This window comes from Cupriavidus sp. HPC(L) (genome assembly GCF_000307735.3).
GTDB lineage: Bacteria > Pseudomonadota > Gammaproteobacteria > Burkholderiales > Burkholderiaceae > Cupriavidus.
Genome location: NZ_AMPR02000470.1, coordinates 1 through 15954, shown reverse-complemented (window position 1 = coordinate 15954; position 15954 = coordinate 1). Strand labels below are relative to the sequence as shown.

Genomic DNA, 15954 nt, shown 5'->3' with positions numbered 1-15954 from the left:
GCTGATGCGTCCGACCGGCCAGCCCGACCGGGTCTGGCTGGTGACGCAGCGGCGCGGCGGCGAACGCGGCTGCCACGGGCCGCTGCCGGCAGACGCGGTCGGCGCGCTGGTGTCTCGCGCCGGCGGCTGAAGTCCAGCACTTGGGCCTGGCGACGTTCTCGCCTGTAAATCGGCTGTTCACCGTCCCTGTCCGTCCCTGTCGCGGCCGTTCCACGCGGGGAAACCGACATTGACGCCGAAAACGGGAATCATTATTGTTTGCGCTCGCCCGCTGACATTCGGACAGCGGCGGAACCGCAAAGCCCGGAGGAGTCCATGTACGTGTTTCGTCGTCTGCTGCCCACCGCGGCAGCTCTCGCCATGGCGGCCAGCGCCGCGTCGATGCCCCTGTCCGCGATGGCCCAGGGCGCCCAGGAAAAGGTGCTGAATCTCTATACGGCCCGGCACTATCAGACCGACGAGGCGCTGTACAGCAACTTCACCAAGCAGACCGGCATCAAGATCAATCGCATCGAGGGCCAGGAGGATCCGCTGCTCGAGCGGATCAAGAGCGAGGGCGCCAACAGCCCGGCCGATGTGTTCATCACGGTCGATATCGGCCGCCTGTGGCGCGCCCAGCAGGCCGGCGTGTTCGCACCGGTCAAGTCGAAGGTGCTCGAATCGCGCATCCCCGCCAACTTTCGCGATCCCAACGGCGAATGGTTCGGCTTCTCGGCGCGCGCCCGCGTGATCGCGTACAACAAGGACACCGTCAAGCCGGGCGACATCAAGACCTACGAGGACCTGGCGGACCCGAAGTGGAAGGGCAAGCTGTGCACGCGCTCGAGCGGCCACGTCTACAACCTGTCGCTGATCTCGAGCCTGATCGCGCATGACGGCGAAGCGAAGACCGAGCGCTGGGCGCAAGGTGTGGTCGCCAACCTGGCGCGCACGCCCAAGGGCGGCGACACCGACCAGCTGAAGGCCGTGGCCGCCGGCGAATGCGATCTGGCGATCTCCAACACCTACTACATCGCGCGCCTGCTGAAGTCGACCAAGCCCGAGGACAAGGCGGTGGCCGACAAGCTCGGCGTGGTGTGGCCGAACCAGGACAGCCAGGGCGTGCACATGAACATCTCGGGCGGCGGCATGCTCAAGCACGCGCCGAACAAGGAGTCGGCGGTCAAGTTCCTGGAGTATCTCGCCAGCGACGAGGCGCAGGCCTACTTCGCCAACGGCAACAACGAGTGGCCGGTGGTGCCGAGCGTCAAGGTCGGCAATCCGGCGCTGGAGGCGATGGGCAGCTTCAAGGCCGACCGGATCAACGTGGCCGAACTCGGCAAGTATCAGCCGGTCGCGCAGAAGCTGGCGGACAAGGCCGGCTTCAAGTGATCGCTCGCTGAAGGCCGCGGCCGGCGCGGATCCTCACGACGGATCGCCGGCCGCGTCGTCACTGGTCTGGCCAGACCTGGCGGTGCTGGCTGTCTCCGCGAACGCCGCCTTGCCGTCCGGCCCCTCGACGCGGCGGAAGGTCAGCCGCGTGCTGCTCGACAAGGCCCGCTTCGCCATGCGGCGTTGCAGTTCGCGCCGCGCCAGGTTCATCTGGCCCACGGTGCCGGTTCCATACGGCTCCTGATTCAACGCGGCAAACGTCGCCAGCGTGGCCCGCAGCGCCGCCAGCGCGGCCTGCGCATCCTTCTTCAGCAAGGCATCGAGCGCCTGGCGCGCGCGCACCTGGGCCTGCAGCAGCGCATCGCCGGGATTGGACTTGGCACGTACCGCGTCCTGCGGCAATTGCACGGTGCCCGCCAGCCGGCGCAGCCCTGCGCGGACCAGCCCGCCGTCCATCGCCGCTTCCTGAATGACCCAGACCGCATCGTGGCGCAGCCACGGTTCGGCATCGGACAACCTGCGCAGCAGCGCCGCCTGCAGGCCCGGCACGTCGAAGCGGCCGGTGCGGCGGATCGCATTGACGGCGATGCGGCGCAGCTGCGGATGGTCATCGTCGAACAGTTCCTGCACCACCCGCTCGGCGATGCCTTCCTTGACCACCAATTCGGCGAGCTCGGTGGCGAAGCCGATCTCCTGCACCGCCGTCAGCTTGTTCTGGCTGGCCAGGCGCGACATCTTGAAGACCAGCATCCGGTAACGAATTTGCATACGACTCCCGCCCATCGAGTTCGAGGAAAGCGGGCCGGCTTGCGCGGCCCAGCTTGGCATTCACGGGATATCGGCGGAAATCGCGGTGGGCTTTAGCTGGACATGGAGAGCGGGCAGCGAGCCTGCACCCCATGCAGGTACGCCGCGAGCGGGGCTGCGTGCCGCTGGTTCAGTCCTGCGCGCTGCGGCGGATCTGCCGCGACAGCACGATCACCGGAATCAGCCCGACCAGCACAATCACCAGCGAGGCGGTCGCGGCCTCGGCGAGCCGCTCGTCGGCGGCGAGGTTGTAGGCCTGCACGGCCAGCGTGTCGAAATTGAACGGGCGCATCACGAAGGTGGCCGGCAGCTCCTTCATCACGTCGACGAAGACGATCAGCGCCGCGGTCAGCAGGCTGCCGCGCAGCATCGGCAGATGGACGCGGCGCAGCGTCGCGGCCGGACCGTGGCCGAGGCTGCGGGCCGCGGTGTCCATGCTGGGCGTGATCTTCGCCAATCCGGCGTTGACGGTCTGCAGCGCGACGCCGAGAAAGCGCACCAGATAGGCATAGACCAGCGCCGCGATGCCCCCGGTCAGCAGCAGGCCCGGCGACACGCCGGTCAGCTGCTGGATCCAGCCGGCGATCGCATTGTCGAGCCGCGCGACCGGCACCAGCACGCCCACCGCGATCACGGAGCCCGGCAGCGCATAGCCCATGCCGCACAGCCGCAGCAGCGCCCGCATCGGCCAGCCCCGGCCGAGCCGGCCGGCATAGCCGATCGCCAGCGCGATCAGCACCGCCGCGAGCGCCGTGACGCTCGCCAGCAGGAAGCTGTTGCGGACCAGCCCGACGAAGCGCGGGCCGAACTGCGCATCGCCGTCGGTGAAGGCCATCTCGAACAGCATCAGCGCCGGCACCAGGAAGCCCAGCAGCACCGGCAGCGCGCACGCCGCCAGCGCGGCCCAGCCTCGCCAACCCGTCAGCCGATAGGCCGGCGCGCGGCGCTGGCCGCCATGCACGCGGGCCCGGCCGCGCGAGATCCGTTCCGCCACCAGGATCGCGATCACGAAGGCCAGCATGCAGGCCGACAGTTGCGCCGCCGCGCTCTTGTCACCGAGCGAGAACCAGGCGCGGTAGATGCCCGTCGAGAAGGTCGGGATCGCGAAGTAGGCGACGGTGCCGAAGTCCGCCAGCGTCTCCATCATGGCCAGCGCGGTGCCGGCCGCGATGCCGGGACGCGCCAGCGGCAGCACCACGCGCAGCACGCTGCGCCAGGGTCCGTGGCCCAGCAGGCGTGCCGCCTCCAGCGTGTTCAGCGTCTGCTGCAGGAAGGCGGCGCGGGCGGTCAGGTAGACGTAGGGGTAGAGCACCAGCGAGAACAGCACGATCGCGCCGCCCAGCGTCCGCACGTCCGGAAACCAGTAATCGCGCGCGCCCCAGCCGGTCAGCGCGCGCAGCCAGCCCTGCACCGGGCCGGCGAACTGCAGCGCGTCGGTATAGGCGTAGGCGATCACGTAGGCCGGCATCGCCAGCGGCAGCACCAGCGCCCATTCCATCAGGCCGCGGCCGGGGAAGCGGTAGGTGCAGACCAGCCATGCGGTCGGCACGCCGAGCAGCAGCACGCCGACGGCGACGCCGGCCAGCAGCCACAGCGTATTGGCGATGTATTCGGCCAGCACCGTGTCGACCAGGTGGTGCCAGGTCTCGGTGCTCGGGGTCAGCAGGCTGGCCGCCACCACCAGGATCGGCACCGCGATCAGCAGGGCCACCACGCCCGCCGCGAAGGACAGCGGATGGATGGCCGTCAGCCGCTGGCCGCGCCGTGCCAGACCGGCAGGGTCGCTATCGGGCAATCGGACGGGATGGAGCAGGGACATGCGCGGCGATCGGCTGGGAAGAAGTGCCGCGGACGGCGCGGCTTGGGCATTCTATCAATCGCCGGTCCGGCGTTGCTGATACTTATAATGATTCGCATGTCCGCCTTCGATCTCGATACCGCGCCTCCGACGGCGCCTACGGCACCCGCCACGCCGACCGCTTCTGCGGAGCCCGCCGCCGCCGCTGTCCCTGCCGCTGCTTCAACAAGCGTGCCGCCCGATCTGGTGCTGGAGGTCGAGCACATCCGCCACGGTTTCGACAGCCAGATCGTCATCGAAGACCTGTCGTTTTCGCTGGCGCGCGGCAGCATCGGCTGCCTGCTCGGCCCGAGCGGCTGCGGCAAGACCACCGTGCTGCGGGCCATCGCGGGCTTCGAGCCGCTGCGTGCCGGGCGCATCGTGCTGGACGGGCAACCGGTGTCGGCACCGGGCCTGGCGGTGCCGCCCGAACGGCGGCGCGTCGGCATGGTGTTCCAGGACTACGCGCTGTTCCCGCATCTGAGCGTGGCCGACAACGTCGCCTTCGGCCTGCATCGGGACAGCCGGCAGGCTCGGCGCGAGCGTGTCGCCGAAGTGCTCGAGCTGGTCGGCCTGGCGGGCGCCGGCGCGCGCTTTCCGCACGAACTGTCCGGCGGCCAGCAGCAGCGCGTGGCGCTGGCCCGCGCGCTGGCGCCGCGGCCCGAACTGCTGCTGCTCGACGAGCCGTTTTCCAACCTCGACGTGGACCTGCGTGAACGCCTGAGCCTGGAGGTGCGCGCGATCCTGAAGGCCCAGGGCGCGACCGCGATCCTGGTGACCCACGACCAGCTCGAAGCGTTCGCGATGGCCGACGAGATCGGCGTGATGCACGCCGGCGTGATCGAGCAGTGGGGCACCGCCCATCAGCTCTATCACAAGCCCGCCACGCGCTTCGTCGGCGACTTCATCGGGCAGGGCGTGCTGATGCCCGCCCGCGTCACCGCGCCGGGACAGCTCGACTGTGAACTGGGCACGCTGCACAGCCGCGACGGCCTCGCTTTGCCGCCCGGCGTGGCCGAAGTCGACGTGCTGATCCGCCCCGACGACATCCTGCACGACGATGCCAGCGCGCTGCGCGCGCAGATCCTGCACAAGGCCTTCCGCGGCGCCGAGATTCTCTACACGCTGCGGCTGGCCAGCGGCGGCAGGGTGCTGTCGCTGGCGCCGTCGCACCACGACCACGGCGTCGGCGACTGGATCGGCATCCGCGTCGAGGTCGACGATGTGGTGGCGTTTCCGCGCTAGCGCGGCGAGCCCGATCCCCGCCGGGCGGCGCCGCGTACGGATGCACTACACTGGCGCTTTGGCCGGCCGCGCCGCTTGCAGCCGCCTGCACTGAACCCAAGCCTTCCCAAGCCTTTGACCACCGTGCCGGACACGCTGTTTTCCGAACCCTCCGACGCTTCCCGCCAACCGCTGGCCGAACGGCTGCGCCCGCGCAATATCGATGAGGTCATTGGCCAGCAGCATCTGCTCGGCCCCGGCAAGCCGCTGCGCGTGGCCTTCGAATCGGGCGAGCCGCATTCGATGATCCTGTGGGGCCCGCCCGGCGTCGGCAAGACCACGCTGGCGCGGCTGATGGCCGATGCCTTCGATGCCGAGTTCATCGCGCTGTCGGCGGTGCTGTCCGGCGTCAAGGACATCCGGGAGGCGGTCGAGCGCGCCGAGCAATACCGTGCGCACGGGCGCCGGACGCTGGTATTCGTCGACGAGGTCCACCGCTTCAACAAGAGCCAGCAGGACGCCTTCCTGCCGCACGTGGAAAGCGGGTTGTTCACCTTCATCGGCGCGACCACCGAGAACCCGTCGTTCGAGGTCAACGGCGCGTTGCTGTCGCGGGCCGCGGTCTATGTGCTCAAGAGCCTGGACGATGCGGAACTGCGCCAGCTGGCCCTGCGCGCCAGCGAGGCGCTGGGCGGCGTCGCCTGGGACGACGAGGCGCTGCAGTTGATCGTCGCGTCCGCCGACGGCGATGGCCGCAAGCTGCTGAACAATATCGAGATCGTCGCGCGCGCCGCGCGTACCGCTGGCGCGCAGACGATCGACAAGGCGCTGCTGGGCAGCGCGCTGTCGGAGAACCTGCGCCGCTTCGACAAGGGTGGCGACGCGTTCTACGACCAGATCAGCGCGCTGCACAAGTCGGTGCGCGGCTCCGACCCCGATGCGGCGCTGTACTGGTTCTGCCGCATGCTGGACGGCGGTGCCGATCCGCGCTATCTGGCTCGCCGCATCGTGCGGATGGCGTGGGAGGACATCGGCCTGGCCGATCCCCGCGCGGCACGGATGACGCTGGACGCGGCCGAGACCTACGAGCGCCTGGGCTCGCCCGAGGGCGAGCTGGCGCTGGCGCAGGCGCTGATCTACCTGGCGGTCGCGCCCAAGTCGAACGCCGGCTACAACGCCTACAACGCGGCGCGGGCCTTCGTCGCCAAGGACAAGTCGCGCGCGGTGCCGGTCCATCTGCGCAATGCGCCGACCAGGCTGATGAAGGAGCTCGGCTACGGCCATGCCTACCGCTACGCGCACGACGAGCCCGAAGCCTATGCCGCCGGCGAACACTATTTCCCCGATGACCTGAAGGCGCAGGGCTGGTATCAGCCGACGCCGCGCGGCCTCGAGGGCAAGATCGGCGACAAGCTGCGCCACCTGCGCGAGCTGGACGACGCCTGGCATCGCCGCCAGAAGAGCCAGCCGTCGGGCAAGGGCGGCAAGGCGGACGAGGGCGACGCGTAGCGGGCCGCGGCCCTCAGCCGCCATCCCGGCCGGGCGCTGCCGCGGTGCAGTAAAATATGCGGTTCGGCGGCATGCCAGCCGCCTCCCGATCGCTCCGACCGCACGCTTTTCCCGCAAACATGCTCGACATCCAGCTGCTCCGCAAAGACCCCGACGCCGTGGCACAACGCCTTGCCACGCGTGGATTCCAACTCGACCTGGGCGCCTTCCAGGCGCTCGAAAGCGAGCGCAAGCAACTGCAGACCCGCACCGAGGAACTGCAGGCCCGCCGCAACACGCTGTCCAAGCAGATCGGCATGGCCAAGGGCAAGGGCGAGGACGCGTCGGCGCTGATGGCCGAGGTCGGCGGCATCGGCGACACGCTGAAGGAATCGGCGGCGCGGCTCGACGACATCCAGGCCCAGCTGCAGCAGCTGATGCTGTCGCTGCCGAATCTGCCGCACGACAGCGTGCCGGTCGGCAAGGACGAGAACGACAACGTCGAAGTGCGCCGCGTCGGCACGCCGCGCAGCTTCGACTTCCCGGTGCGCGACCACGTCGACGTCGGCGAGCGGCTCGGCCTCGATTTCGAGAGCGCGGCCAAGATCACCGGCTCGCGCTTCGCGGTACTGCGCGGCGGCATCGCCCGCATGCATCGCGCGCTGGTGCAGCTGATGCTCGATACCCATACGCTCGAGCACGGCTACACCGAGATGTACGTGCCGTACATCGTCAATGCGGCATCGATGCGCGGCACCGGCCAGCTGCCCAAGTTCGAGGATGACCTGTTCAAGGTGCCGCGCCAGGTGGGCGGCGAGGGCGCGGACGGCGGCGAGCGGACCGAGAATTACTACCTGATTCCGACCGCCGAGGTGCCGCTGACCAATCTGATGCGCGACGTCATCGCGTCGGCCGACGAACTGCCGCTGCGTTTCGTCGCCCATACGCCGTGCTTCCGCTCGGAGGCCGGTTCGTACGGCAAGGACACGCGCGGCATGATCCGCCAGCATCAGTTCGACAAGGTCGAGCTGGTCCATATCGTGCGCCCGGAGGCCTCGTTCGACGCGCTCGAACAACTGACCGGCCATGCCGAGGCGATCCTGAAGAAGCTGGACCTGCCGTTCCGCACCATCGTGCTGTGCACCGGCGACATGGGCTTCGGCAGCACCAAGACCTACGACCTCGAAGTCTGGATCCCCGCGCAGAACACCTATCGCGAGATCAGCTCGTGCTCGAACATGGGCGACTTCCAGGCGCGCCGCATGCAGGCACGCTGCCGCGCCGGTCAGGGCAAGCCCGAGCTGGTGCACACGCTGAACGGCTCCGGCCTGGCGGTCGGCCGCACGCTGGTGGCGATCCTCGAGAACTACCAGAACGCGGACGGTTCGGTCACCGTGCCGACCGCGCTGCAGCCGTATCTGGGCGGCCTGACGCGGCTCGAACCCGAGGCCTGAGGTGGATGAACCAGGCAGCAGGAAGTCACGGGAAAAACGTGCCGACCCTCTTGCAGTCTGTTTTTGACTTCTCTATAATCTCGGTTTCGCCGCAACGCGACCAGTTCAGGAGAGGTGGCAGAGTGGTCGAATGTACCTGACTCGAAATCAGGCGTACCGGCAACGGTACCGTGGGTTCGAATCCCACCCTCTCCGCCAGTAGTGCAAAACCCCCGAAGGCCTGCCTTCGGGGGTTTTTGTTTTGGGCGGTGCTTTCGTCCAGTCTCAAGCGAGCTGTCTCAATCGATCTGGCACTCCGGCAATCAGGCGGCGACCAGTCCTTCAGTGTGGTGACTGAAGACGTCGTCGAGGCATCCGGCCGCACCAAGCCGATCTATCCAGGCTTCAATTTGCGAGGCCTTGGCTGCCGCGATCCGCGACGCGATGTCCGGCGACAGCGGGCCGAAACGCTGACTCAACACCTTCTGCAGAACGTACGCTTCACCTTCGACCTTGCTGTCCTGCTTCATTTTGTCCAACGACAACACCAGGCTCATATTGACCTCCTTCAGGTTGACCACCTCCGGCAGCAACAGAACCCCGTCGCTCCGGCGATGGAGTAGTTGACGCATCCAGATCGAAAAAATCCGGTGCAGTTCGACGTCGCCAGCGATCATCTCGTTCAGTTGATCGACCAGTTCCGGCAGACGATCGAGATCCCCGCGCTCGATCAGGATCACCATGGCCACGCGATTGTTCAGCGCCTGCAGATCGCGGTCCCGATACTGGCTCGTATCGATCAGCAGGTAGGCGAGTTGAGGCTGGAACCTTGCTGCCAGGCGGGGAGCGGCAGTGACCATCGACGCAATATCGGTAGGCGCGGTCCACGGTGCCTTGCCGGTGTACATCACCAGCGGCAGCACGGGCGGCAGCTTGCGATCCGCGAGCACGTTCTTGCGGCGGCCGAGGTCCTGATAGAGCAGTCCCATATATTCCATGACCCGCACCGCCATATAGGGGTCGACGGTGCTCTGGAATTCGATCGGCATGTAGAGGTAGAGCCAATCGTCATCGGCGCGGACGCGCCAGACCACATCATTGGCGCGTTGGCGCAAGTTGTCGCCAACGTATTGCGGGGGAATTTTCTCCAGCGTTTCGAAATCGAGGCTGCGCAGCCAGTCGTTCTCGACGAATGCGGTGACCAGTTCGCGCACCAGGTCGGGCGTGGAGAACAGCAGCTTGTAGCAGGAGTCGTAGGTCTGAACCATGATCGGCGATACCGTATTGAGACCTGCGTAGCTTGCCGATCGGCGGACCCGGAAGCTTCTGAAAAATGCACGCACTTTACGTTTCGATTGGAGGCGCGCGCAGAATGAGAAAAGTCCGCATCGACGCGCGAGCGCCGACGCGGACTTCCTGATGCGAGAAACCGAAAGCGCTTACTGGAACGCCTTGTCGTTCGGGTTCGCGAACAGTTCCTTCATCTCGGCCGACAGCGGGTAGTTCATGTTGATGCCGCGCGGCGGGATCGGCGACTGGAACCACTTCTTGTACAGCTGCTCGGCCTTGCCCGACTTCATCAGGTCGGCGATCACGCCGTCGGCGAGCGCCTTGAATTGCGGATCGTCCTTGCGCAGCATGCAGGCGTAGTTCTCGGTCTGCAGCGGCGTGCCGGCGACGGTCCATTCGCCGGGATTCTTGGCCTTGGTCAGTTCGCCGTACAGCAGCGGCTCGTCCATGACGAAGGCGACCGCGCGGCCCGATTCCAGCATCAGGAAGGCCTGACCGTGGTCCTTGGCGCCGGTCAGGTTCATGTTCATCGCCTTCTCGCCGTTCATCTTGACCAGCAGGCGCTCACCGGTAGTGCCGGCGGTCGTCACGACGTTGCGGCCCTTCAGGTCATCGAAGTCCTTCACGCCGGCGTCCTTGCGCACCAGCATGCGGATGCCGTAGACGAACAGGCTGTTGGTGAAGCCGACCTGCTTCTGGCGCTCGAGGTTGTTGGTGGTCGAACCGCATTCGAGGTCGATGGTGCCGTTCTGCATCAGCGAGATGCGGTTCTGCGAGGTGATCGGGATCATCCGCACCTGCAGGTTCGGCATGTTCAGCTGCGTCTTCACCTTGTCGACGATGGCCATCATGATCTCGTGCGAATACCCCATGACCTCGCGGCCATTGGTATAGGAGAACGGGATCGACGATTCGCGATGGCCGAGGGTGATCACGCCGTTCTGCTTGATCTTGCTCAACGTGTCGTTCTGTTGGGCATGGGCGGCGCCGATGGTGCCGAACGCACCGCAAGCGAGCGCGGCGGTCAGCACGGCGCCCAGGGCGGATCGCAGCGAACGGCGCGCCTGTCGTGGCGCAGTGCGGGTGGCGGTAGGCAGTTTCATGGTCAGGCTCTCCTTGGTTGTGGAACGGCTCTTGTTGAAACGCGACATTGGTTGTACTGCTAGCAAGGGCCGTGCAAGCGGCGGCTCCTCGTTCCGCTCTTCTGTCCTGTACTGCGCGGGCAGTGGCGCGCTACGCCAGCGTCGCGCTGTAGTCGGCGGGATCGACTGCGGGCGGCCGCTTCGCGATCATATCCGCCAGCAGTCCCGCGCTGCCCATTGCCAGCGTAAACCCCAGTCCCCCGTGCCCGATGTTGAGCCACAGATGACGCAGCCGCGACTGTCCGATCAGTGGCAGTCCGCTCGGTGTGGCAGGGCGCAGCCCGGCCCAGGGCTGCAGGTCGGACAGCGGGCGGTCGCCGGCGATGCCGCCGAACACCGAGCGCGTTTCGTCCAGCAGCGTTGCCGCGCGGCGTTCGTCGATGCGCGTATCGGGCCGCGTCAGGTCGGCCATGCCGGCCACGCGCAGCGTATTGCCGATGCGGGCATAGACGATCTTGCGGGCGAAGTCGGTGACGCTGATATGGGGCGCCTGCGCGCCGCTGCCGACGGGCACGGTGATGCTGTACCCCTTCAGCGGCCACAGCGGCGCGCGCAGTCCGAGCGGCCGCAGCAGTGTCGCGCTGCCGATGCCGCCGGCCAGCACCACCGCGTCGGCGGCCTCGAAGCCGCTGTCGGTATGCACGCCGCGGGCCGCGTCGCCCCGGCGTTCGATCGCGCGGACCGCCGTACCGAAGCGCAGCGACACATTGGGGTGCTGGCGCAGCAGATTGGCCAGCCCGACGCAGAAGCGGTGGCAATCGGCCACTTCCTCGCTCGGCGTATGGATCGCGCCGACGATCTGGTCGCGGATGCCGGCCAGCGCCGGTTCCAGCGCCACGCAGGCGTCGCGGTCCAGCGCATGCTGCTCGCTGCCGAGCCCGGCCTGGTAGTCCAGCAGCCGGCGCGCCGCATCGAAGCTGGCCGCGTCGCGGTGGACGATCAGCTTGCCGCGCCGCGCAAAATCGAAATCGATGTCGTGCCGATCGAGGAAGGCGCGCATGCGGTCGCGCGAATGAAAGGCCAGCCGCAGCAGCTTGCGCGTGGTCGCATCGCTGCGCGAGGCATTGCAGGCGCCGACGAAGGCGGCCAGCCAGCGCCATTGGGCCGGGTCCAGCCGCGGGCGCCAGCGCAGCGGCGCGTCGCGGCGCAGCAGCCAGCCGGGCACCTTGGCCAGCACGCCGGGACCGGCCAGCGGCGCCACATAGCTGTAGCTGAGCTGCCCGCCGTTGGCGAAGCTGGTCTCCAGCCCCGGACCGTCGCGCCGCTCCAGCACCGTGACCTCGTGGCCGTCGTTGGCCAATTGCCAGGCGGTGGCCATGCCGACCACGCCGGCGCCGGTGATCACCACCTTCATTGCCGTATCCGTCCCTACCGGTTTGCGATGCCGCAAGGGTAGAGCAGGGCGGCGCGGCTGCCCAATGCGAAGACGTGCCAGAATATGTCTTTCAGCTATACCCCGCCCGGCTACCGAGGATTCCATGCGCCTGCGACAGATCGAGGTCTTCCGTGCCGTGATGCTGACCGGTACCGTCAGCGAGGCGGCGCGGCTGCTGCACGTCTCGCAGCCGGTGGTCACGCGCGTGCTGCAGCATGCCGAGGCCTCGCTCGGCTTCCGGCTGTTCGACCGCGCCAAGGGCCGGCTGCGGCCGACGCCCGAGGCCACCGCGCTGTATGGCGATGTCGAACGGCTATATGGCGAGATCGACCGCGTGCGGCGCGTCTCCGAGAGCCTGCGCCACAAGGGCGCCGGCCGCCTGCGCGTGGCGGCGACGCCGAGCCTGGCCGATCCGCTGCTGGTGCCGGCGCTGCAGCGCTTCTGCGCGCGCCATCCCGACACCCAGGTGCAGGTACTGACCCACCATACCGACGAGATCGTGCAGGGTCTGCTGCGCAACCAGATCGATATCGGCTTCGCCTTCGCGCCGCCACGGCACGAGGCGATCGCCGCGCAGACGGTGGCCGAAGGCCGCATGCTGCTGGCGGTGCCGCGCGGGCAGCCGCTGGCCGGGGCGGCGCGGCGTACGCCTTTGCCGATGGCCAGGCTGATGGACCGCGCCTTCATCGGCTACGACGACCACAGCTCGCTCGGCCTGATGGTGCGCCAGCTGCTGGCGCGCAATGCGCTGGAGCCGCGCTCGACGCTGGAGGTGCAGACCTACTCGCTGGCGCGCAAGCTGGTCGAGAGCGGGCTCGGCGTGGCGCTGCTCGACCAGTACACCGCGCTCGGCAGCGATCCGCGGACCGTCTCGCTGCACGAGATCCAGCCGGCGATGGCCTTCGAGATCCAGATGCTGCGCGCCAGCCATCGCGGCATACCGAGCCTGGCCGACCAGCTGCGCGAGCGCTTTGCCGAGGCCGCGCAGGAACTGGCCGGCCAGCTCGGCCGGCGCCTGTCCGCGCCGGTGGTCGCCTTCGAGCACGCGCTCAAATAGCGCCGCTGGATGCCGTGCTCAGCGCAGCGTCAGGCTGGCGTAGGCGCCTTCGACGAAGCGCACCCGCAGCCTCGGACCGTGCTTGCGCAGTGCCGCTTCGGCCCAGCGCTGGACCTGCTCCATGTGGGCGATATGGCTTTGCTGCGTCTGCGCGGCGGCGGTGGTGTTGAACCAGAACGTGAACGGCCGGGATTCGGCCTCGGGTGTGCGCGCGCGCTGCGCCGCGGGTCCGACGCGTGAGGCCAGCAAGGCGTCGAGCACCGTCAGCTCCGGGTTGGTATGCGCGCCGTTGCCGCAGAACAGGTAATGATCGGCCGATACCGTGCGGCAAAACGCCGGCGACATATTGTTCTCGGAGCCGTGATGCTGGACCTTCAGCACGTCGACGTGCAGCGCGCCGTCGCGCAGCAGTTCGGCCTGCTTGAGGCCGGCCAGGATCATGTCGGGATGCGCGTCGCCGGTCAGCAGCACGCGACGGTCGTCCTCCTCCACGAGCAGGATCAGCGAAGCGATGTTCGGCGTGGTAACACCCCGGTACGATGGCGTGCCCTCCCACTCGCGCAGGTCGAACGGATCGTCGGCCCGGCCGCCCGCCATCGCCAGCAGCCCGCTGGCGTAGCGGTCGCGAATGGCCTGGGCGCGCAGGCGATTGGCGGGATCGCGCAGCCAGTTGTTCCAGCCTTCGCGCAGCCGCTTCAGTTCCGCCGCGGTGGGGCCGAGCACGCGGATGCGCAGCGAGCCGAGCGACTGCACCGGTGCGTCGGGCCGCGCGACGATCAGCTTCCCGGCGGAAGCGGCGGCCGGCGCCACGCCGGTCTCCGCGGTGTCGCCCAACGGGCCATTCAACGCAATATCGAGCAGATCGGCCTTGACCAGCCGGGATACCCGCAGCGCCTGCGGCACCGAGTTGGCAATGCGCGCGTATTCGTGCCCCAGCCGCTCCAGCGGCTCGACGTGGCTGGCCCGCAGCGCCCGCGCATTTGCCGCCAGCAGCGTATGGATCGGTCCCGCGTTGGTGCCGATCTGGTCGTGGAAGGCGTTGTGCCACAGCGCGCCGATGCGCGGCACACGGCGAGCCTCCGGTTTGGCGGGCGGATCGCCCCGCTCGGCATGGTAGTCGTAGACCTTCCACTGGAGCGCGGCCTCGAGCATTGCCAGCACGCCGCCCAGATGATCGTCGTCGATATGCGAGACGTAGACCAGATCGAGCATGGCGCCGTCGCGCGCGAGCCGCTCCAGCGACGGCGCGACGAAATCGCGCATCGCCGCGCCGGTGCCGCCGTCGCACAGCATGCGGTGGCCCGACGCCGCCTCGATCAGCAGGCAGTCGCCCTGATAGGACTGGAACAGGCGGATCTTCATGCGCGCCTCCGCGCCGGTGGGTCGCGACGCTCGCGGCGCTCGTCGAAGGCACGTGCCTCGGCGATCGCGGCGACCGGATCGATCAGGCCGTAGCCCGCGTCGTTGCGCCAGGCGTAGTCGTGCGAGGGCAGCGGCCGCGCGGTGCGCCGCAGGATGCCCTGGCACTGCGCCGCCGTCAGCGTCGGCTTGGCCGCCAGCATCAGGCCGATCACGCCGCATACGTAGGGACTGGCCATGCTGGTGCCCGTCATCGGGACCCAGCCGCCGCCCTCGACGAAGCCATTGGCGGCGACGATGCCGGTGCCCGGCGCGCAGACGTCGGGCTTGTTGCGGCCGTCGCGCGTCGGCCCCTGGCTGCTGGAGATATGCACGCGCGCCTGCTCGGTGTCGGCGTTCGCCACGCCGATCACCCAATGCGCGCAGGCCAGCGAATTGATCGAATGCGAATCGACGTTGGTCGCCTCGGCGAAGAACGATGGGAAGCGGTAGGCCGCCAGTTCGCGCCGGCGCTGCAGCTCCATCGGATCGTCGCGCTCGATCCATGCGTGAAAGCTGCCGTCGCGGATCTCGTCGCCGTGCAACCGTACCTTCCACACGCCGGCGGTGATCGGCGTATAGGCGCGCGCATCGAGGAAGGGCGACAGGTAGACGCCGATGTAGTTATCGCCGTTGGACGGGTGGTAGAGCTCGTTGTAGACCGACAGCACGGTGCCGTCGGGCAGCCGCCGGTTCTCGATGTATTGCTTCGGCGCGACCTCGTACCACTCGGTCGAGCCGGGCGGCTGCACCGAGACCGTCATGCGGTCCTGCGCGCCGTACCAGATCTCGAGCTCGTTCTCGGACAGATCGGCGATGCCGTCGCCGACCACGATCCATTCGAGCTCGACCGTCAGGCCCTTGGCCGCGATCCTGCCGCTGGTATGGATGCGGCCCATGATCCAGCCGAAGCGGTCCTCGTCGGTCGGACGCTCCTGTCCGGCATTGCCGGCCGCGATCGAGATCGCGCGGCCCGGCGTGGCGAGGAACGCGTCGAGCCAGCGGCAGGTGCCGTTGGCGCCGTCGTGCGAGCCGCCGTTGGTACCCAGGCTGATGTTGATCGACAGCGGCAGGCCCTCGCGTTCGGCCACCGCCAGCAGATATTCGACCGCATGGACGATGCGCGACGCATCGCTGAAGGTCCAGCGCCGCGCGGCATAGTCGTCGCCGGGCGGCTCCACGCTGATCAGCACGCCGGCAATCAGCGCGCCGGGACACAGTCCCTGATTGCCCGCGGCGATGCTGGCCACATGGGTCGCATGCGAGCCGGGCTCCTGCTGCGATTGGCGCTCCAGCTCGGTGGCCGGCGGTCCGCCCTTGCGCGCGGCCTGCAGCGCCGCGTTCAGGCGCTCGCGCGTCAACTCGGCGCCATAGCCGAAGGCCTGCGGCGGCGGCCGGAAATCGCCGCCCTGGTCCCAGATCGAGACGAAGCGCGTATTGCCGTCGGCATCGAGGAAATCCGGATGCGAGAAATCGAAGCCGCCGACGTCGATAATGCCGATCAGCACACCGGCGCCGTTCTGCGGCTGGCC

12 protein-coding genes and 1 tRNA gene are annotated in these 15954 nt (G+C 68.3%); 6 read left to right on the top strand and 7 right to left on the bottom strand.

The window, feature by feature from the left end:
• Window positions 1-315: 315 nt before the first annotated feature.
• On the top strand, window positions 316-1371 hold the full coding sequence (locus tag B551_RS24620; RefSeq protein ID WP_023265225.1) for a Fe(3+) ABC transporter substrate-binding protein: 1056 nt from the start codon (window positions 316-318) through the stop codon (window positions 1369-1371).
• 33 nt (window positions 1372-1404) lie between these two features.
• On the opposite strand, the gene B551_RS24615 is transcribed toward B551_RS24620, so the two are convergent.
• Entirely contained in the window at window positions 1405-2139 is a 735-nt protein-coding gene (locus tag B551_RS24615; protein ID WP_023265224.1) for a hypothetical protein, read from the bottom strand.
• A 169-nt stretch (window positions 2140-2308) separates the two neighbouring features.
• Window positions 2309-3997, bottom strand: coding sequence for an iron ABC transporter permease (locus B551_RS24610; RefSeq protein ID WP_083492740.1), 1689 nt, complete (start codon window positions 3995-3997; stop codon window positions 2309-2311).
• Between the two features lie 222 nt (window positions 3998-4219).
• Between B551_RS24610 and B551_RS24605 the strand changes: the two genes are divergently transcribed.
• From B551_RS24605 to B551_RS24590, 4 genes are all read left to right on the top strand, one after another.
• On the top strand, window positions 4220-5260 hold the full coding sequence (locus B551_RS24605) for an ATP-binding cassette domain-containing protein (RefSeq protein ID WP_043442786.1): 1041 nt from the start codon (window positions 4220-4222) through the stop codon (window positions 5258-5260).
• Between the two features lie 123 nt (window positions 5261-5383).
• The gene (locus B551_RS24600) at window positions 5384-6748 is read left to right on the top strand and encodes a replication-associated recombination protein A (RefSeq protein WP_052511480.1); all 1365 of its coding nucleotides are present in this window, start codon (window positions 5384-5386) and stop codon (window positions 6746-6748) included.
• A gap of 119 nt (window positions 6749-6867) precedes the next feature.
• The gene (gene serS / locus B551_RS24595; protein WP_006577610.1) at window positions 6868-8181 is read left to right on the top strand and encodes a serine--tRNA ligase; all 1314 of its coding nucleotides are present in this window, start codon (window positions 6868-6870) and stop codon (window positions 8179-8181) included.
• A gap of 108 nt (window positions 8182-8289) precedes the next feature.
• A tRNA-Ser gene (locus B551_RS24590) sits at window positions 8290-8379 on the top strand.
• A gap of 104 nt (window positions 8380-8483) precedes the next feature.
• On the opposite strand, the gene B551_RS24585 is transcribed toward B551_RS24590, so the two are convergent.
• The 3 genes from B551_RS24585 to B551_RS24575 form a co-directional block, all read right to left on the bottom strand.
• Window positions 8484-9428, bottom strand: a complete 945-nt coding sequence (locus B551_RS24585) for an Rpn family recombination-promoting nuclease/putative transposase (RefSeq protein ID WP_006577611.1) — start codon at window positions 9426-9428, stop codon at window positions 8484-8486.
• Between the two features lie 171 nt (window positions 9429-9599).
• Window positions 9600-10553 (bottom strand): glutamate/aspartate ABC transporter substrate-binding protein, encoded by a 954-nt coding sequence (locus tag B551_RS24580; protein WP_052511479.1) that lies wholly within the window; start codon window positions 10551-10553, stop codon window positions 9600-9602.
• A 130-nt stretch (window positions 10554-10683) separates the two neighbouring features.
• The gene (locus B551_RS24575; protein WP_006577613.1) at window positions 10684-11946 is read right to left on the bottom strand and encodes a D-amino acid dehydrogenase; all 1263 of its coding nucleotides are present in this window, start codon (window positions 11944-11946) and stop codon (window positions 10684-10686) included.
• 124 nt (window positions 11947-12070) lie between these two features.
• On the opposite strand from B551_RS24575, the gene B551_RS24570 reads away from it, so the two are divergent.
• On the top strand, window positions 12071-13024 hold the full coding sequence (locus B551_RS24570; RefSeq protein ID WP_023265220.1) for a LysR family transcriptional regulator: 954 nt from the start codon (window positions 12071-12073) through the stop codon (window positions 13022-13024).
• An 18-nt stretch (window positions 13025-13042) separates the two neighbouring features.
• Here the strand turns inward: B551_RS24570 and B551_RS25310 are convergent, their stop codons facing one another.
• Together B551_RS25310 and B551_RS24560 are read right to left on the bottom strand one after the other, a co-directional pair.
• A complete protein-coding gene (locus B551_RS25310) occupies window positions 13043-14386 on the bottom strand; it encodes an MBL fold metallo-hydrolase (RefSeq protein WP_023265219.1) in 1344 nt (447 codons plus the stop codon).
• On the bottom strand, window positions 14383-15954 hold a 1572-nt coding region (locus tag B551_RS24560), incomplete at its 5' end, for a S8 family serine peptidase (protein ID WP_023265218.1). The genes B551_RS25310 and B551_RS24560, both read right to left, overlap by 4 nt.